16 protein-coding genes are annotated in these 19,775 nt (G+C 35.8%); 13 read left to right on the top strand and 3 right to left on the bottom strand.

Annotation, left to right across the window (positions count from 1 at the left end; genetic code table 11):
* The first annotated feature begins 19 nt into the window (after window positions 1–19).
* Entirely contained in the window at window positions 20–697 is a 678-nt protein-coding gene (lepB, locus tag I586_RS04435) for a signal peptidase I (protein ID WP_010764366.1), read from the top strand.
* 146 nt (window positions 698–843) lie between these two features.
* On the opposite strand, the gene I586_RS04430 is transcribed toward lepB, so the two are convergent.
* Together I586_RS04430 and I586_RS04425 are read right to left on the bottom strand one after the other, a co-directional pair.
* Window positions 844–1,119 carry a helix-turn-helix domain-containing protein gene (locus I586_RS04430; protein ID WP_010764367.1) on the bottom strand — a complete coding sequence of 92 codons (276 nt, stop codon included), beginning with the start codon at window positions 1,117–1,119 and terminating at the stop codon, window positions 844–846.
* On the bottom strand, window positions 1,116–1,475 hold the full coding sequence (locus tag I586_RS04425) for a type II toxin-antitoxin system RelE/ParE family toxin (RefSeq protein ID WP_034701777.1): 360 nt from the start codon (window positions 1,473–1,475) through the stop codon (window positions 1,116–1,118). The genes I586_RS04430 and I586_RS04425 overlap by 4 nt, the downstream gene beginning before the upstream one ends.
* A gap of 387 nt (window positions 1,476–1,862) precedes the next feature.
* Here I586_RS04425 and I586_RS04420 point away from each other — a divergent pair, with 387 nt between their 5' ends.
* The 11 genes from I586_RS04420 to I586_RS04370 all read left to right on the top strand — a co-directional run bounded on the left by I586_RS04420 (window position 1,863) and on the right by I586_RS04370 (window position 11,005).
* Window positions 1,863–2,150 carry a TIGR04197 family type VII secretion effector gene (locus tag I586_RS04420; RefSeq protein WP_010764369.1) on the top strand — a complete coding sequence of 96 codons (288 nt, stop codon included), beginning with the start codon at window positions 1,863–1,865 and terminating at the stop codon, window positions 2,148–2,150.
* A 20-nt stretch (window positions 2,151–2,170) separates the two neighbouring features.
* Window positions 2,171–2,527, top strand: a complete 357-nt coding sequence (locus I586_RS04415; protein WP_010764370.1) for a DUF3958 family protein — start codon at window positions 2,171–2,173, stop codon at window positions 2,525–2,527.
* Window positions 2,517–3,869, top strand: coding sequence for an LXG domain-containing protein (locus tag I586_RS04410; RefSeq protein ID WP_010764371.1), 1,353 nt, complete (start codon window positions 2,517–2,519; stop codon window positions 3,867–3,869). The genes I586_RS04415 and I586_RS04410 overlap by 11 nt, the downstream gene beginning before the upstream one ends.
* Window positions 3,870–3,873: 4 nt before the next feature.
* Entirely contained in the window at window positions 3,874–4,512 is a 639-nt protein-coding gene (locus I586_RS04405) for a DUF443 family protein (RefSeq protein ID WP_010764372.1), read from the top strand.
* A gap of 20 nt (window positions 4,513–4,532) precedes the next feature.
* Window positions 4,533–5,177, top strand: a complete 645-nt coding sequence (locus tag I586_RS04400) for a DUF443 family protein (protein WP_010764373.1) — start codon at window positions 4,533–4,535, stop codon at window positions 5,175–5,177.
* A gap of 40 nt (window positions 5,178–5,217) precedes the next feature.
* Window positions 5,218–5,520: a DUF4176 domain-containing protein gene (locus I586_RS04395; protein ID WP_010764374.1), complete on the top strand. Its 303-nt coding sequence runs from the start codon at window positions 5,218–5,220 to the stop codon at window positions 5,518–5,520.
* A gap of 103 nt (window positions 5,521–5,623) precedes the next feature.
* Entirely contained in the window at window positions 5,624–6,334 is a 711-nt protein-coding gene (locus I586_RS04390) for a DUF443 family protein (RefSeq protein WP_034701501.1), read from the top strand.
* Window positions 6,335–6,407: 73 nt separating this feature from the next.
* Complete coding sequence (locus I586_RS04385; protein ID WP_010764376.1) at window positions 6,408–6,995, top strand: hypothetical protein; 588 nt, start codon at window positions 6,408–6,410, stop codon at window positions 6,993–6,995.
* A 95-nt stretch (window positions 6,996–7,090) separates the two neighbouring features.
* A complete protein-coding gene (locus I586_RS04380) occupies window positions 7,091–7,630 on the top strand; it encodes a hypothetical protein (RefSeq protein ID WP_010764377.1) in 540 nt (179 codons plus the stop codon).
* Window positions 7,631–7,700: 70 nt separating this feature from the next.
* A complete protein-coding gene (locus I586_RS04375; protein ID WP_010764378.1) occupies window positions 7,701–8,099 on the top strand; it encodes a (deoxy)nucleoside triphosphate pyrophosphohydrolase in 399 nt (132 codons plus the stop codon).
* On the top strand, window positions 8,096–11,005 hold the full coding sequence (locus tag I586_RS04370) for a DUF3427 domain-containing protein (RefSeq protein WP_010764379.1): 2,910 nt from the start codon (window positions 8,096–8,098) through the stop codon (window positions 11,003–11,005). The genes I586_RS04375 and I586_RS04370 overlap by 4 nt, the downstream gene beginning before the upstream one ends.
* A gap of 76 nt (window positions 11,006–11,081) precedes the next feature.
* On the opposite strand, the gene I586_RS04365 is transcribed toward I586_RS04370, so the two are convergent.
* A complete protein-coding gene (locus I586_RS04365; RefSeq protein ID WP_010764380.1) occupies window positions 11,082–11,390 on the bottom strand; it encodes a hypothetical protein in 309 nt (102 codons plus the stop codon).
* A 1,050-nt stretch (window positions 11,391–12,440) separates the two neighbouring features.
* Here I586_RS04365 and I586_RS04360 point away from each other — a divergent pair.
* Window positions 12,441–19,523, top strand: coding sequence for an isopeptide-forming domain-containing fimbrial protein (locus I586_RS04360; protein ID WP_010764381.1), 7,083 nt, complete (start codon window positions 12,441–12,443; stop codon window positions 19,521–19,523).
* The last annotated feature ends 252 nt before the right edge of the window (window positions 19,524–19,775 follow it).

Here is a 19,775-nt window from a genome sequence, read left to right as displayed (position 1 = left end):
TCCGAGTGAGTGATTTTCGATGGAGAAAGAATCAAAGCGCATAAGAAAAAAGAAACCGTCAACTACAAGAAAAAAACGTCCTTCTCAAAAAGTACCAGCAAAAAAGACAGGAAACAAAAAAAGACCACACCATAATAAAAAGATCAAACGCAAAAAACAACCCGTCAAAAACGATCTAAAAGAACTTATCGTTGCTATAAGTTTGAGTGTCGTGTTGATCCTTGTCATCAGCTCCTTTTTCCTGACGATCGTAACGGTTCACGGTTTTAGTATGATCCCAACGTTACGAGAAAAAGATCAGGTCCTTGTTCAAAAAACAACTGACTTCAAACGGTTTGATTTAGTTGCGTTTAAAAGTGGCAATGGGAACACGCAAATTAGACGAGTCATTGGTCTGCCAGAAGAAAAAATTGCATATACAGATGATACACTTTTCGTGAATGACCAGCCGATAGATGAAAAATTTATTATGGATGAAATCAATGAAAGCCAGCGCAATGGCAAAAATTATACAGAAAATTTCACGAATCGAACGTTAACTTCTGCTGTTATGATTCCTGATGGATACTATTTAGTTTTGGGGGATAATCGACCGTATGCGACCGATAGTCGGCATTATGGTTTGATTGCAAAAGAGAATGTGATTGGGAAAGTTGCGATGCAGCTTTTGCCGTTTGGTGAGATGAAGAGTTTTTAGGATGGAGAAATTCCATCCTTTTTTTGTATACAATTTTAACACTAAAATTAGATTTTATACTTATCCAAAAAGTTGAAAAAAACCTCACAAGATAATTAAAAAAATAATGATATTTTGAACAAAAAAGAGAGCTACTATATAGCTCTCTACTTAAATTCTACATGTAATTCCTTACCAACCTTAGTTGCAATTTCATAAAGAACCTTAAAACTGACATTGACAGTCCCGTTCTCTATTCTAGCGATCGTACTTTGAGGTTTGCCAACTTTTTCAGCAAGTTCTCTCTGAGTGTAGCCTAGCTCTTTGCGCAGCTGTGCCACTGCTATAGCAATCTCTAAGCGTTGAGCTTCTTTTTCATACTCTTTAGAAAATGTTAAACTATCATTTTTTTTTTTTATTATTAAGTCATCAATTGCTGTCATTCTAATTCTCCTTCCTCATACAATTTTTTCAAATAGTTTGCATGATCTATTTCGCTTTTTGGCGTTTTCTGAGTTTTTTTAGTAAATCCATGAGTTATTAGAAATTTATTACCTACTCTTTGGAAATAAATAGCCCGTTGAATATTATTTCCAACCTTAGAGCGTAGTTCATACAAATTAGAATCTAATTTCTTTATCCACTCTATTCTTTGTGCAACGAGCAGCCCATGTTCTTCTGTTTTTTTGATAGTAGCCAAAAGCTTAGCTGAATCTTTTTCAGGCAACGACTCGATAAACTCAACAAATTCACTTGTTCCGTCTTTCCTTCTTATATAATCAAATTGTGGTTTTTCCATAGTTAATGATAGCATATTCGCTATCGGATTTCAAGCAAGTTAATCTAATACCATATGCATGGAGATTATCTGTCGATTAAGAGTTTAGTTTCGCAGATGATGGAAAAACAGCTTGGTTCATATTGATTTACAGTCTTTCTCAAAAAAGGTAGTTTGAGAAATGAAAAATTTCTAAACTACTTTTTTTTATATACAATTTAAAAACTAAAAAAAGAACACATAATTAAGTTGAAAAATGTATTTTATAATTTCCTTTTAAGTAAGCAAACGGAACATTCGGAAATTATATATTTACATTGAGTTGTTTACGAATTACAATTAAGTATATATACTATTAAAAAACTAAGTCGTTAGACGTTTACTTTTTAATTATAGGAGGAAAAAACGATGCCAAAGGATATAAACAGTAATTCCGCAGTAGCACAAGCTGTCGCTACTTCTATAGCATCATCGGTGAGTTCTTTAAATCAAGGGACAACGATCACAAAAGATACCCAAACGACCGTTGCAGGCAATAGCAATGCGCAACAAGCAATCACGCAACTAACGACCTTTAATACCTCACTTGTCCAAGCCATTACCCAAGCAAGTAATAATATCCGGTCAGTGGCAGCTGAATTCGAAGCAGTTGATCAACGAATCGCTCAAATGCAGTATAACCAAATGCTTCCTTAAACTGAAAGGAGGAATAAAGTATGTCCAACCTTGAAAAAATCAATCAACAAAAAATCCAACTCGATCGTGAACAAGAAAAACTCGAAGATCTAAAACGTGACATTAACCAAACAGAAGAACACTACGAAGAATATTTTTTCTATCAAAAGCAATTATTCAATGAATTACAAGAAGAATTTGCTCAAAGCCAGACAGATAGGTTGTATCAAGACATGGCCGAACAAATCAACTGGCAAAGCCGAGGCGTTCAAGAATTTTTAGAAGAGCAACAGCAAGAACTAAAAAAACAAACAAGAGCGTTAGAGGATCAACAAGAAGACTTACATTGGCAAGAAATAAAAACAAAAGAAGAAAGGTCGGAACAGCATGAGTATTGATATGTACCTCGGTCAAGCGAGAAGCCAAGCATCCAGTGTTAAAAGTGCGTGTAGCCAATTAGCACAAGGCTATACGTCGTTGATGCAAAGCAATCAACAGTTTATGAGTGCAGGCGAACTATCAAGTAAAGGCTATGACTCTGCCAAAGAATTCTTTGCGGCGGTGATTCAACCTTTAGTTCAAGGTGCCGAAGTAGGCGCAGACATGACAGCAGAAGCTTGTCAAAAATTTGTGGATCAATATACAACTGAGGTCGATAGTATTGATTTGAAGTCAGATGACTTAGAAAGACGAATCCGACAAATCAATACATCGATCCTGAATATGGAGAGTATTAATCGAGGCTTGCCAAAGCTTCCGACAGGAACGAATCCATTGGAACAAGCCAATCGGCGGATTATTGAATCGTTAGAGACGACAAAACGTGATTTAGAAAAGAAGTTAGAGAAATTAATGACGTTTAATGGAACATCGCCTGCTATTTTTGATGGAGTGAATAGTTTTTATTCGACGTTGTCGCAAGGCTTACAGCAGGCGAATAGTGGGTTTAATCCTGCGACTGGGACGTTTTCGGTTCCTAAAGGGAAAGCGTTGGATTGGACGAAAAAAGTTAGTAGTACTTATGATAAAAGAGAAGTGGATAGAATTGCTAAGCTTTTTCCAGAAAAGGTAACGTCAAAAGATTTACTTATTTTAGCAGATATTCAAAAAAGGGATAAAGATATAACATTTCCAAAGAAAGTCTTAGAATCATTAAAGAAAACCTTTGGAAAGTATGCTGATGATTTATCTGGTATAGAGCTAGATGCACTTTTAGAATCAGCAGGGGAGTATCTTAATTTCGATGCTCTAGGCAGAATGTTGACTAATGGAAGTTCGTCCTTCACTGCCTTTGGTTTAGCAAATATTAATAGTGCTTCTATGAATGCAAGTTTAAATGGAGCGAGCTCCTATGCTGTTGGTCAAATTGCAAAAAATGTAGGAATTCCAGCTATTGGTTTTACCGTTGGAATGCTCACTGATGCTTCACGAGGTAATACACTAGGTCAATCAATTGCTCATAATACTGCTGTAGCTGGTACTGCCACATGGCTAACAGCGGGTGGAATGATACTTTTAGGAACTAATCCTGCTGGATGGGCTATTGTTTCTGTAGCTGTGCTAAGCAGTTTTGCAGCAAGTGGAATGTACGATGCGAATGTTTTTGGATTGAAAGATATGAGTAATGATTGGGCGGAAAATTTTGATAGTGGACTAAATAAACTAAGCGCTAAAATGAATGATATAGGACAAACTGTTTCAGGCAAATTTGACAAATTAGTCTCCAGTTTTGGTTGGTGAGCGCATGAAAGTTTATAAATCAATAAGTAATCGTTATAAGCTAGCTGAACTAGATAAAAAATACTATCTAATAGATATTGATGGCAATTTTTTTGCGTGGTTTTTCCCGACGCTAGTGTGGTTATTTCCATTAAAAGCAACTGAAGTTAATAAAAAAACATTCGATAGCCTTATAAAAAATGAAAAACAACATAAAGGAATGATTCCACTTATAGCTATAGGGATCATTGGCGGAAGAATCTTATATGAATCGTTAAAAAATGTATTTGAAGGAATAGAAGAATCATACTCAATAGTCTCTCGTATTTCTTATTTTTTACTTACAATACTAGCTTTGGTTTTTGTGAGATATATGATTTCATTTATTAATAAAAAAATGTTTGTACGAAAAGTATTAATATCTGAATTTAGTTTATCTATTTGTGTAGAGAAAAAAACAGTACAAAACTATTATATAAAACAAAGTGTTATTAGATTAATAATGCTGTACCTGATTGGTTTAGTTTGTACTGTTATCACGATAGTATATTCATATATGAGCATTGTTGTTTTTATCATTGGTTTTTTTATCGTTACATTTATGAATCGAAATTGTATGTTTCCTTATGGAAGTAGTTTTTACAAAAAAGATAAAGTTCTGTAATCGTTTTGGAGGTGTACAAGATGAGAGTGTATAACTCTAAAATAAGTCGCTACAATCTAGTAATTCTCAATGGAGGAAGATATTTAATTGATTTAGACTCACACAAATCAACTTGGTTGATTCCAATGTCTACATGGTATGTTGCTAACAATGCTACAAAAATTAGTGAAGAGCAATATATGACGCTTAAAAAAGTTCCTAAAAACAAAGCAGGCGCTTCAATATGGTCCTTTTCCGGGACTATGCTAGGTGGCGTAATTTATGCTTTTATGAAAGGATTAGAAAGTATATTTTTTGAAGAAATAACGATGAATCTTATGCTTGTAGCTGTTCTAATCGCTTTTTTCTGTAGTTTCATATTTAGATATGTACGATCTATAGTTAATCTTAATAAGTTGAAAAAGATTTTTAATGAGGAAAAAACTCTAAAATTAGATCATTTTATTGTTTTAAATAAGGATAATACTTTTTATAAAAAACGTTGTATAACTGGAACAATTATGTTGATGGCAATCTTAGTTTTTCTGTTGTCCTTATTGATTCAGGCTAAATCTTTAACGGTTATACCAGTAATATTCATCTATTTAGTGTTTATGTCATTTTTGAACACTAAAATAGTAAAACCTATGGAAAGCATGGAATACAGTTATAAAACTGAGAAATAGCGTTAAAATATCAAGTTTCAAGTGAAAAGGAGTGAAAATCATGTTAACAATCGGTAGTATTGTTTACTTAAAAGAAGGTAGTCAAAAAATTATGATTTTAAATAGAGGTCCCGTTGTAAATGAAAATGACAAAAATGTTTTGTATGATTATAGCGGTTGCAGATATCCAAGCGGTTTAAATCCTAATGAAGTGCTTTATTTTAATCAAGAAAATGTTGATTCTATTTTGTTCAATGGTTATACAGATGAGGAAGAAGAACGGTTTGAACAATTGTATACTGAATGGCTAAATGGTGAAGGAAAGTTGATTGAGAGAGGGATTGTAAGTAAACCTCTTGGATAATATTGAAAAAATTTAAGATGCAGTAAGCTGTCAATAACTATTCAGTTATTGACTCTTATTCTATGTTAGTAATAAAAAACTATAACTAAACGAACGATTGGATGTGATAAAACTGGAGTTTACCACTGCAAAACCTCTTTATAATAACCATCGCTATAATGTAATACATTCTCAATCAAACTACTATCTAATTGACAAAGATAGTTCATTCTTAGGTTATTTCTTTTTCGGATTAAATTGGCTAATGCCACAAAAAGCGTACATCTTAAATAAAAGCCAAGCTGACGATTTGCTAGCTCATCGAGTTGAAACTAAAAATAGAAAAGTGTTAAGCAGCATTTTAATCGTACTAATGATTTTAATTTTTAATATAGTATTCCCCAAGTTATTAACTCTTTTTTATGCTTCAACAAGTATAGAAAATAGCCAACTTATTGAAATTGGAAATACAGTTATGATGATTCCATCAAGTCGTTACATATTTATGCTGTTACTTATAACACTATTTCCAGCTTTGATAATTCGAGTATTTTGGTCTTTTCAATCAAAGAAATCCATGCTGAAAATAATTAAATATGATGAATTGTCTGTTACTCAAATTAAGGTGAGGCAGGTTTCTTTAGTTGATACTTTAAAAAAATTAGGTGTGTACTTTATGTTTTTATCATTAGTGATTATAGCGGGATTTCTGCTTGTGATAACGGAAGGCTATTGGATTATCTCTTTATGTTTTATGATGTTGTTTTTATTATTTCTATTAACCAATCATCTATCAATAAATACAGGGAAATACAAAATATATCAAAAGAGATAACCGATTAATAGCTATTGACAGACATATTTGTCGCATTTGGAGAATGTTTTCGAGTTAAGGGGGAGGAGCTAAAATGTGGAAACGGTATGTTGCTGTATATAATGGTGAAGTAGGGGAAAAGAGTATATTTTTAGATACAGTAACAAAAAAATTAGTAGTAGTTGAAATTGAGATGACTTCTTATAGATTGACGATATTATCAGGATTTTTAGGAGTGACTACTTATTATGTATTTGGAAATGTACTTTTCAAGTCTTCTTTAAGTCATGTTACTTTAATAGCACTAATTTTAGTTATTGGTTGTTTAGGAGGTACTTTCTTTAATCTGTTAATAAATAAGATTGCTAATAGTGATAAAAATAAGTTGAATTATTTAACTAATATTAGCGAAGATGAACTAAAAGCGTATCCTGTTAAAGGAAGAAAACAAATGAGGAAGAATTTTCTACTGATCATTTTTCTTTTTGTTATGGTTGTACTCTCGTTGCTTCCAATTTATTTTAAGGAGTATTCGTTGTTATTGCTTCTTACTTCAATTTTTTTCACTACACTGTTCAATTTTTTTATAGGTGTTGTTTCACCAGTTAAGAGGATAAAGGCTTATAGATATATTGAACAAAATAAGATATGTATTGTATTTGATAGAAAAATAATTAGATAATTAGCATCAATGTTAGTAATAGTTGTAAAGATAAAAAGGATAGATCTATTAACGTCAAAAAGTAAAAATGTAAAAAAATGAAAGGAGCTTGATTTTTGAAGAAGCGTCAAGAAGAATTGAAATTAATAAAAAAAAATAAACACTTAGAACGTACATATAAGTATTTTCCTATTGCGGCTATAACTTTTATTGTATCTCCAATATATTTATTTATCTTATTAACAAATCGAGCTAAAATCGAACTATTTAGAGATACGGTTGGAAAATCCGGAATATTTTTAATAGCACTCGGACTAATTATATTGGTAGAGATACCTTATTATAAAAAAATAGATCAATCTGGAAGGATAGCTAAAAGATTCGGTATCAAACAAATGCTAGCTAAAGTAGCGTTATCAATATATGCAATTATTTCTCCTACTTTATTAACTGATTTATCTACATTCAAAAATTATCCGCTCTTATTTTATATATTTGTACCTTTTGGTATACACATTATAGTATATTCAATATGGCTTTATTTAAAATGGGGTGTAAGTTTCTTTCTCAATCGGGTTAAGGAAGATGAGGAACGTAGAACGATTATTTTTTTAGTTATTGGTACATTAATCTCATTTATAGCTTTATTTAAATAGTGGGATAGAATATTTTAATTACAAATTTCATGTATAATAGAACTATAAATAATTGGTAAAGGTTGATAATATGAAAAAAAATATAAAGGTAGTAGGAGCAGTTATAGAAAAAAATGGAAAAATTCTCTGCGCTCAAAGAGGTCAAGATAAATCCCTAGCAGGACTATGGGAATTCCCAGGAGGAAAAATTGAGCAAGGTGAAACTCCTCAACAAGCTTTAGAACGTGAAATCAAAGAAGAACTTCTATGTGAAGTCTCAATCAAAAATAAAATTACTACAACAAGCTACGAATACGATTTTGGAATTGTTGAACTAACTACCTTCTTTTGTGAATTGATTGAAGGAGAACCAAAACTCACTGAACATGAAAATATCAAATGGTTAAAAACTTCTGAATTATCTATTTTAGAATGGGCACCGGCAGATATCCCAACTGTTGATTTAATAGTCAAAGGAGTATCGAAATGACTAAACTTGAAGAGGACTTTCAAGCAGCTCTTAGGCATAGTTTTATAAAGCAAACAGAAAATAATAATGATCTATACAAAGCGAGGTTACTTGTTAATAATGATGTAGAAAGCAAATTTGTATTAAATGAATTGAAAGACGAACTAAGTACATGTCAGGAATTCTTTTTTGCAGTGGCTTTCATTACAGAAAGTGGCTTGGCCTCATTAAAGACGATGTTTGCTGATTTAAAAAGGAAGAATATTCGCGGACGAATAATTACCTCTGACTATCTTTATTTTAATTCGCCTAAAATGTTTCGTGAATTATTAAAGCTTTCAAATGTTGAAATTCGTATTATTAATATTTCTGGTTTTCATGCTAAAGGCTATTATTTTGCTCACGAAGAGCATGAAACAATGATTTTAGGTAGTTCTAACTTAACGATTAAGGCACTAAAAGTTAATTGTGAGTGGAATTTGAAGTTAAATTCATTGGCAAATGGCGAATTAATTCAAGATGTGAAGAAAAATTTTGAGAATATGTGGACATCATCAAAAACTTTAACAAGTAGTTGGATTGAGAGCTACATATTAAGATATAAACCATTAATTAACACAAAAAAAATTGATACAAGTGAAACAGCAATTGTTGATCTTGATTTAAACTTGCTAAAAGATGAAAGTGAAAATTTAAACTATGATATAAATATTGAACCGAATAAGATGCAAGAAAAAGCTTTAAAAGCTATTCAAAAGATCAGAGATGAAGCTAAAAATAAAGCTTTGGTTGTATCAGCAACTGGAACAGGAAAAACCTATCTATCAGCTTTTGATGTGAAAAATTTTAAGCCCAAGCGTATATTATTTGTTGTACATCAGGAACTAATATTGGTAAAAGCAATGAGTGACTATCATAAAATTGTTGGTGGAGATTATGAAAAAGATTATGGTATTTTATCGAAAGGACATTCGATTACTAAACAAAAATATGTATTTGCTACGATTCAAAGTCTATCAAAAGATAAGAATTTGGAACTATTTTCTAAAGAAGAATTTGATTACATTTTGATTGACGAAGTTCATAAAGCTGGAGCTGAATCATATTTAAAAGTAATTAATTACTTTGAACCAAAATTTTTATTAGGAATGACAGCAACACCAGAAAGAACAGATGGTTTTAATATATATGAGTTATTTGATTATAATTTAGCTTATGAAATACGATTGCAAGAAGCGTTGAAAGAGGATATGCTTTGTCCGTTTCATTATTTTGGTATTACTGATTTAGAAATCAATGGAAATTATAAAGAAGATAAATCAAAATTTGATAGATTAATACCCGAGGAACGTGTTGAATATATATTTGAGCAAATAGATTATTATGGTTATTCTGGTGATACAGTAAAAGGATTGATTTTTTGTGGTCGAAAAGATGAAGCTTATGAATTAGAAAAATTATTTAACGATAAAGGATTTAAAGTAAAAGCTCTAACTTCCGAGCATAATATTACAGAAAGAGAGAAAGTGATTGACCAACTTATTTCTGGTGCATTAGATTATATCATTACTGTTGATATTTTTAATGAAGGAGTTGATATTCCTCCAGTTAATCAGGTTATAATGTTACGAAAGACTAAGTCAAGTATTATCTTTACTCAACAATTAGGGAGAGGTCTTAGAAAAGCAACCAATAAAGAATTTGTAACGATTATTGATTTTATAGGAAATTATGATAATAATTACTTGATCCCTATTGCACTAACAGAAGATCAATCGTTAAGTAAAAATGATTTGCGCAAAAAAACTATGAGAACTCAATATCTTTCAGGGGTATCAACTATTAATTTTGATGAAATTGCTAAAAAGAAAATTTTTGATTCAATTGAATCTTCTAAAATGACAATGTGCAAAAACTTTAAGGAAGAATATTTGAAATTGAAAAATAAAATTGGAAGGATTCCAAAGTTAATTGACTATCTAACCTATCATTCCTTCGATCCAACTATGATTACAACAAGTCTGAAGAAAATCAATAATTATCCTGAATTTTTAGATTATGTGAAAGAACCTCATCCGATTTTATCAATCAGGGAAGGTCAGATATTAACATTTTTAATGACTGAATTTTTAAATGGAAAAAGAAATCATGAAATTTTACTTTTATTAAATGTAATTAAAAAGGGCAAGATGAAAATTTCAGATTATATTAAATTGATAAAAGAAAACGAATACCCCATTTCTGATTCAGCATTAGTTACGATTGAACGTATTTTTAATATGGAATATTTTACTGAACAAGAAAGAACCAAGTATGGAAAAACGCCAATTTTAAATTTAGATAATAATATATATAAATTGTCAAAAGAATTTTCTGATTGTTTATCTCAAAACACTTATTTTTCTGAACAAGTGAAAGATATTATTGATGCTTCATTAGAAAGAAGTAAGAGATATAATTTAAATGAACAATTAACATATAATGAAATTTACACAAGGAAAGATGTATGTAGGTTATTGAATTGGAAAAATAATGAAAGTGGAAGTATGTTTGGTTACAGCATAAAGGAAAATACTTGTCCAATTTTTGTGAATTACCATAAAGATGAAGATAGTTTAAATTATGCTGATGAGTTTATTAATCGTCATTCGTTAATTTGGTCTAGTAAAAAACAACGTACAAAAGAGAGTAAAGATGTAAAACAAATTTTGAAATACAAAAAAACTGGGTTAGATATTCATATATTTGTTCAGAAAGAAACAAAAAAGCAAGTAAGTGAATATATTTATCTTGGAAAAGCATTTCCCAAAGTAGAGACAGCAAGAAATGATATTCTAAAAGGTAGTGACGAAAAGGTTGTTACAATGGAAATGTTATTAGAAAATGCTGTACCTTTAGATACGTATGACTTTATAACGCAGAAATAAATTACTGATGATTGACGTTCCACCATATATTTTCAGAGGATGGATCATCTCCATCCTCTTTTATAACATACGCAATCTATTCCAAATCCATTTTCCTAACCTCAAACCCAGTCTCAACCTTCTCAGCCCTAACCATCTCCATCACCAATTCATCCCCCAACTCAATCAACCGATTATAATCCTCATAAAAAGTATGAAACATCTGCGCCCGAGCATAATACTCCTTCACAATCCGTTTCTTATTAATCGGCCCAGACCGAAACTGAAAAAAATGATCCAAAATCGCCAAAGGCTCCTGCCAAGAAGCCATCTTCTCCATAAAATCCCGCAACTCAATAATATCCTGATACGTAACCGCCTTTAAATTCTGTCCTTGTTTATCCATTCTCCTGATCTCCTTCAAATAAGGCGGAGAAAAGCCGATAAGCGCCAAACGAAACCCAAGCCCAAACCCAACTTCTCCCGCCAGTTTTTTCACTGAATTTCTGGATTCAGTGACCTTTCTATCTGCACATTGACGAGGCAAACCCATAACCCAGCGCTACAAACGACTTTCAAAGCCTTGCTGTATTCATAACGCCTTCTCCCAGAGTAAAACAAAAAACGATACCGAACCTGTCAATACCGTCATCAATCAGCCAAACCAACCCCACAATTCACTCCTAAACCACCCTTAATCCCAAGAAATTAACAAAACCAACTAGAATTTCAAAAGAAAATTAGGTACAATAAAGAAGCTAGTGCTTCGGTGCTAGCAAATTGGCAACTTGTATAGAGGTGTAACGGATTTCTATACAAGGCTTCATCGTTCGGTTGCCGCCAAACGGTGAAGTGCCTTTTTGTTTTATCCAGTTTTTCATCGATTCTTAAAAATGTACCTCCCTTCAAAATTAGTTATAGGACAGAAAAAAACGGCATTGAGCAGATGCCCAATACCGTTGACAATAGTCTAATACCATATACACAACAACTAATCACACCCAGAAAAAGCAAAGATTTCCTAGAAATCTCACCTCATTTTAGGTACAATAAAGAAGCTAGTACATGTTGCTAGCACTATTGGCAACTTGTTTGGACAGTTAACGGTGTCTTAACAAGGCTTCGATCGTAAGGTTGCCGCCGAACGATTGAAGTGCCAATTTTTATTTTTATGTCTTGAATCGATCAACGATCCTTATTTCTATCCTACACATTTTATTATACCGAAAGACACCCCACACCGCAACGAAATTCGGCATTTCAACCCATTAAATAACACCAAAAACAGCGCCCTTATATATAAGATAAAATAACAACAAAATTGTTTCCTCTTCAACCAATATTCACCCAAAAAAGCCCGAACTCCAGCTATGAGAAAAAACTAATAGTTCAGCCCGATATTTTTGAATTATTTATTTAGCCATACTATAGTAAAAGTATAGGAGGTAAGATATAAATGAATAAAGTGCACAGAATTTCCCTGAATTATTTAGCCGTTTTGATGTTGGTGATTGCCAACTTGTTACCCGCCGCCAGTGTGTTTGCCGAAGGATTGACCAAACCAGATGAAAATACATTCGACTCAGAATCCTTATACATCAAAGCAGACACCAAGAAAAATGAAACGAACAACAAATTAATCGACGTAAACTACGAAGTAACGAACAAAAGCGATCAACCAATCGATCAGGTAGTTCTAAAACAAAAGAACCAAAATGACTCACCAGTAAAATTCGACGCAACAACCCTAAAAAGCGACGACCAATTGGTGGTGCCTGACGATCAAACGATCCAGTTTGACCAAAAAGAAAACCAAGATGAGGGGACAGAACTAACCATCACCACGATCCAACCTCATACCACGAAACATCTGACAATAAGTGCCGAGCAAACAGACAAATCAATCCATCAGCTTGCTGTTGAAATAAATCAGGCAGACGAAAAAGTAGGGGACATCACCCTAACACTGCCAAAGAACGAACAAGAAACGAGCAGTACATCATTACAAGAAAAAGAAGCTGACACAGAAGTAGCAGAATCTCAATCAGAAGAGCCAACAACTGCTGCACCAGAAGACTCAGCAGCAACGACCTCAGAAGAAAACAATCAAGCCGCACCGAGAGCCCAAGCCATCGGACCAAGAATTGCGCCAACGCCAGGCCGTGGCTTTGATAAGCCAATTTATAAAAGCATCCACAAAGGGGAATTATTCTCTACAGGAAATACCAACTTAACCCCTGTAAACGAAGCGACAGCGAGCGCTTTTTTGAATACCAGAACGCCACTTAGCGGTCAAGCAATCAATAATTTTCAGTTGAAATTTGCGGATGTCGATGGCGATCCAACGACCTATAACTCAAGTAAAGCCTACATCGATTTAGATGGTGCCAAAGAAGTCGCATGGGCAGGCTTATTTTGGAGTGCATCCCGTTTTAAAGGCCCAGCTACAGCGACGAATATGACCGATGATGAAATCAGCGCCCCTGTTCAATTAACCACGCCAAATGGAACAGTAACCCGTGTTGCCCCACAAAAATATCATCGAATTGACCAAGATGCTACCAATCCTGGGCAAGGTTTTGGGTTTAATAATACGGGCTTTTCTAACTTTGCCGATGTGACCTCGATCCTTCAAGGGGATAAAAGTGCGACTGGTGCATACACATTAGCAGATATTCCGATGACCGATTTCCTACAAGGCAAATTTCAAAGTTTCAACTTCAGTGGTTGGAGTTTATTTATCGTGACCAAAGACCAAGCCAAACGATCCCGTGCCTTCAATGTCTATTATGGCGCTAGAGGGAACAAAGCTGGAACCAACAATGAATTTGTCATGAAAGACTTTTTAACCTCTAAACAAGGAAAATTAAACCCAATCGTGACGTGGTTTACCGTTCAAGGAGACAAATTTTTCACAGGTGATAATGCTCAAATCCAAAATAGTGCAGGAACTTGGGTCAATATCAGCAATACAATCAACCCAGTCGGTAATGTCATGAACGGAACCGTTTCAGATAACGATCAACACATGGTGGATAAATATCCGGGTCAATTTAATCCTGGCTTTCCCAATTTTTTAGATATCGATGTCGATCGTTTGACCTTACCAGAAGGGATCATCACTAACAGTCAGAAACAAATTAACTTTAAAACAACCAGTAGCGGAGATGATTACTCAACCAATGCGATTGGATTTTCAATCAATGCGGAAACACCCGAACTTGAAGTCACCAAAGAAATTATAAATCCAAAAGAAACGTATAAAATCGGGGATACCGTAACCTATCGTGTCCATCTCAAAAATACGAAAGAAAACACAGAAGCGGTCAACAGTCTTTCTAAAGACCAATTAGATAGCCGTTTAGATTATGTACCCGGCAGCTTATCCATCGTAAGTGGTCCAAATGCTGGCAATAAAACAGATGCCACAGGCGATGACCAAGGGGAATACACAGCAGCAGATCGTGCAATCACGTTTCGTGTAGGAGAGGGCGCCAACGCTACACAAGGCGGTAGCTACAAAGGAACGACCGCGGAAACAGTCTACGAATTTCAAGCAAAAATCAATGATACAGCCAAAGGAGAAGAACTGATTCCAAATAGTGCCACATTCCAAGGCGTAGATTCTGCCACAAATACGATGATCGAGAACACATCCAATATCGTAGAGGTAAAAATCGCCCCAGAAGAACTTGTCGGCAAACTAGAAAGCTCAAAAACAGTCAACAATCAATCGCCAAAAATCGGCGACGAAATAGAATACACGATTCAATTTAAAAACACCGTACCAAAGGGTATTTTAAACCAAGTAACCGTGACCGATACCTTACCAAAAGGCTTAACCTATATCGAAAACAGTGTCACAAGTGCAGGACCTGATCCTAAACCAACCACATTAACGGTTGTAAAGGACCAAGTAACCGCTGAATACCCAAAAATCGCCGATACCGAAACACGCACCATTTCCTTTAAAGTTCGTGTCAATGAAGAAGCAGTAGTCGGACAACCGATCATCAACAAAGCCAAAATCGATGATCACACGAATCCACCCGATGAACCAGAAGTCCCAGTCACACCAGTAGAAACACCCGGAGAATTAGAAAGTACCAAATCCGTCAACAACCAATCACCGAAAATTGGGGATGAAGTCGAATATCGTTTGTCTTTTCGTAATAAAATTCCGAATGGTGTCTTAAATCAAGTCACAGTGACGGATAATTTACCAAAAGGCATGACCTATGTAGACGGCAGTTTAACCAGCGAAGGCGCTGACCCGCAACCGACTAGTCTAACCATGACTGACGGAAAAGTCGTTGCAGAGTACCCAAAAATTCAAGATACAACAGTACGAACCATTGTCTTTAAAGTCAAAGTCAATGAAGAAGCTATTGTTGGACAAAAAATCGTAAACAAGATAACTGTAGATGACCATGTCAATCCGCCCGATGAACCAGAAATTCCAGTAACACCTGTTGAAACACCTGGACGATTAGATGTCACCAAATCCGTCAATGATCAAGCACCAAAAATTGGTGACGAAGTCGAATACCGTATCACATTCCGAAATAAAATCACGAACGGTGTTTTAAACCAAGTTACCGTAACGGATACTTTGCCAAAAGGGGTAACCTACGTTGAAGGCAGCTTAACCAGTGAAGGAGACGATCCGAAGCCTACAAGCTTAACCATGGAAAATGGTCAATTGACTGCTGAATACGGTATGATCAATGACACTAAAGTCCGTTCGATCGTTTTCAAAGTCAAGGTCAACGATGAAGCAAAAATTGGCGAAGCAATCGTCAATAAAGCCAAAATCGATGATCACACCAATCCGCCCGATGAACCAGAAGTGCCGATCGTGCCAGTCATCACACCAGGCGAATTGGAAAGTAGCAAATCAGTGAATAATCAAGCACCGAAAATCGGTGACGAAATCGAGTATCGCATCACGTTCCGTAATAAAATCACGAACGGTGTCTTAAACCAAGTCACCGTGACTGATACCTTACCAAAAGGCTTGACCTATGTAGACGGAAGTTTGACCAGTGAAGGCGCTGATCCACAACCTACAAGCTTAACGATGGAAAATGGCCAACTTGTCGCTGAATATCCTGAAATCAAGGATACAAGCATACGAACGATTCGTTTCAAAGTCACCGTAAATGAGGAAGCGGTAGTCGGACAACCGATCGTCAATCAAGCGAAAATAGATGATCATACGAATCCGCCTGACGAACCAGAAGTGCCCGTCACACCCGTTGTCACACCGGGACAATTAGACGTAACGAAATCAGTCAATCATCAAGCACCAAAAATCGGAGATGAAATCGAATATCGTATTAGTTTCCGTAACAAAGTCACAAATGGTGTAATTGATCAAGTCACTGTGACCGACACCTTACCAAAAGGCTTGACCTATGTAGAAGGTAGCCTAACCAGTGAAGGCGCTGATCCGATGCCAACAAGCTTGATCATGGAAAATGGCAAAATGACCGCTGAATACCCAAAAATCGACGACAATACCGTCCGCTCTGTTGTGTTCAAAGTCCGCGTGAACGAAGAAGCGGTAGTCGGACAACCAATCGTCAATAAAGCGATCATCGATGATCACACCAATCCACCAGATGAACCAGAAGTGCCCGTCACACCAGTCGAAACGCCCGGTGAATTAGAAAGCACTAAATCGGTAAATAACCAATCACCGAAAATTGGGGACGAAGTGGAATATCGCTTGTCTTTCCGTAATAAAATCACCAATGGCGTCTTGAATCAAGTGACGGTTACAGATAATTTACCAAAAGGCATGACCTATGTAGACGGCAGTTTAACCAGCGAAGGTGCTGATCCGCAGCCAACAAGTTTAACGATGGCGAATGGTAAAGTCATTGCGGAATACCCAAAAATCCAAGACACAACAGTACGTACGATTGTCTTTAAAGTCAAAGTCAACGAAGAAGCCATCGTCGGGCAAAAAATCGTGAATAAAATCACCGTAGATGATCATGTCAATCCGCCCGATGAGCCTGAAATCCCAGTTGTCCCAGTCGAAACACCTGGACAATTGGACGTGACAAAATCAGTAAACGATCAAGCACCAAAAATCGGTGATGAGATCGAATACCGCATTACCTTCCGCAACAACCTTACAAATGGTGTCATAAACCAAGTCACCGTGACCGACACGCTACCAAAAGGCGTAACGTACGTAGAAGGCAGTGTAACAAGCGAAGGCGATGAACCCAAACCGACAAGTTTAACGATGGAAAATGGCAAACTAGTCGCTGAATATCCAAAAATCAGTGATAACAAATCTCGTACGATAGTCTTTAAAGTCAAAGTAAACGAAGAAGCAAAAGTCGGTGAACCAATCGTAAACAAAGCCAAAATCGACGATCACACCAATCCACCGAACGAACCAGAAGTCCCAGTCACACCAGTCGAAACACCCGGCGAACTAGAAAGCACGAAAACAGTCAACAATCAAGCACCAAAAATCGGGGATGAAATCGAATATCGAATTCATTTCAACAATAAAATCCCGAATGGTGTCCTAAACCAAGTCACAGTCACCGATACTCTACCAAAAGGAGTAACGTACGTAGAAGGCAGCTTGACCAGTGAAGGCGCTGATCCCAAACCAACAAGCTTAACCATAACAAATGGCCAGTTGGTCGCAGAATACCCGAAAATCACCGACACTAACATTCGTTCGATCGTATTCAAAGTGACGGTCAACGAAGAAGCCGTTATCGGACAGCCGATCATCAATAAAGCCAAAATCGATGACCACACAAATCCGCCAGATGAACCAGAAGTCCCAGTGACACCAGTAGAAACCCCTGGCGAATTACAAAGTACGAAAACAGTTAATAACCAAGCACCGAAAATTGGGGAAGAAATCGAATATCGAATCAATTTCAATAACAAAATAGCAAAAGGTGTTTTAAACCAAGTCACCGTCACCGATGTGTTACCAAAAGGCTTAACGTATGTGGAAGGTAGTTTAACCAGTGAGGGCGATGAGCCAAAACCGACAAGCTTAACCATGACAAATGGCAAACTAGTCGCAAAATACCCAAAAATCAGCGATACCAAAACACGTTCCATCGTGTTCAAAGTGACGGTCAACGAAGAAGCCGTAGTTGGACAACCAATCATCAACAAAGCCAAAATCGATGACCACACAAATCCACCCGATGAGCCAGAAGTCCCCGTGACACCAGCGGAAACACCGGGGGAATTAGAAAGTACGAAAACAGTCAATAACCAAGCACCAAAAATCGGTGAAGAAATCGAATACCGTATCACGTTCCGCAACAAAATCACTAATGGCATTTTAAACCAAGTCACCGTCACGGATACCCTACCAAAGGGCGTAACCTATGTAGAAAACAGTGTGAAAAGTGAGGGAGATGAGCCAAAACCGACAAGCTTAACGGTAAAAGACGGCAAACTAACCGCTGAATACCCAACGATCAGTGATACAAAAACCCGTTCCATCGTGTTCAAAGTGACGATCAACGAAGAAGCAGTAGTTGGCCAACCCATCATCAACAAAGCCAAAATCGATGATCACACGAATCCACCTGATGAACCCGAAGTACCCGTGACACCAGAACAACCGCTAGGGAAACTAGAAAGCGAGAAAACAGTCAATAAAAAGACCGTTAAAATCGATGAAGAAATCGAATACCGCATCAGTTTCCGCAATACAGTAAAAAATGGTCTCTTGAGCCAAGTCACAGTCACAGACAATTTACCAAAAGGGTTGACCTACGTAGAAAATAGTTTCAACAGTGAAGGCGATGAGCCAAAACCGACAAGTTTAACGGTGAAAGACGGAAAGGTAATTGCTGAATATCCAACAATCAGTGATACCAAAACCCGTTCGATTACCTTTAAAGTGAAAGTTAACAAAGAAGCCATCTCTGGCCAACCAATCATCAATAAAGCGAAAATCGATGATCACACGAACCCGCCAGATGAGCCAGAAGTACCAGTAACACCAGAACCACCTGTAGGAAAACTAGAAAGTAGCAAAACAGTTACTAAACAAAAAGTGGCAATTGGTGAAGAAGTAGAGTACCGTATCAGTTTCCGTAATACGGTAGAAAATAGCCTATTGAATCAAGTCACAGTCACAGACGACCTACCAAAGGGGTTGACCTATGTAGAAAACAGCGTGAAAAGTGAAGGCGACGAACCAAAACCAACAAGTTTAATGGTAAAAGACGGAAAAGTAATCGCTGAATACCCAACAATCAGCGATACGAAAACCCGTTCTATCGTGTTTACAGTCAAAATCAATAAAGAAGCCGCTATAGGAAAACAAATCAAAAACATAGCGACCGTGGATGATCACATCAATCCACCTGATAAACCCGAGGTACCTATCGTGCCAGAAAAAGAAGTTCCGAAAAAACCAGATCTTCCAAAGGCAGGAGAAACAGTGTCAAATTCCGCATTATTTATTGGGTTTGCGATGTTAGCGACAGGAATAGTCGTAAATGTAGAGCAACGGAAAAAAAGGAGAACTTAACAAAGTATTCAATGTATAAATAAAATACTGTCTGCTATTTCAGTGCGTATCATAGAGGCCAGAGAAACCGTAGTTATACGGTTTCTTTGGTTTTTCATTTTTTTTTGAATATAATGACTGTTTAAGAGACTAAATAAATGAATAGATTCCCGGAGTTTAAAATAGGATTGACTGGTTGAAATTCGATATACTATTTTATTTTTTTATGTATTTTTTAGAAATATTTCATTAAAATTTTCAAATTCGCAATTT

Source organism: Enterococcus moraviensis ATCC BAA-383, assembly GCF_000407445.1.
Classification (GTDB): domain Bacteria; phylum Bacillota; class Bacilli; order Lactobacillales; family Enterococcaceae; genus Enterococcus_L; species Enterococcus_L moraviensis.
This window is presented reverse-complemented; position numbering and strand designations above follow the sequence as displayed.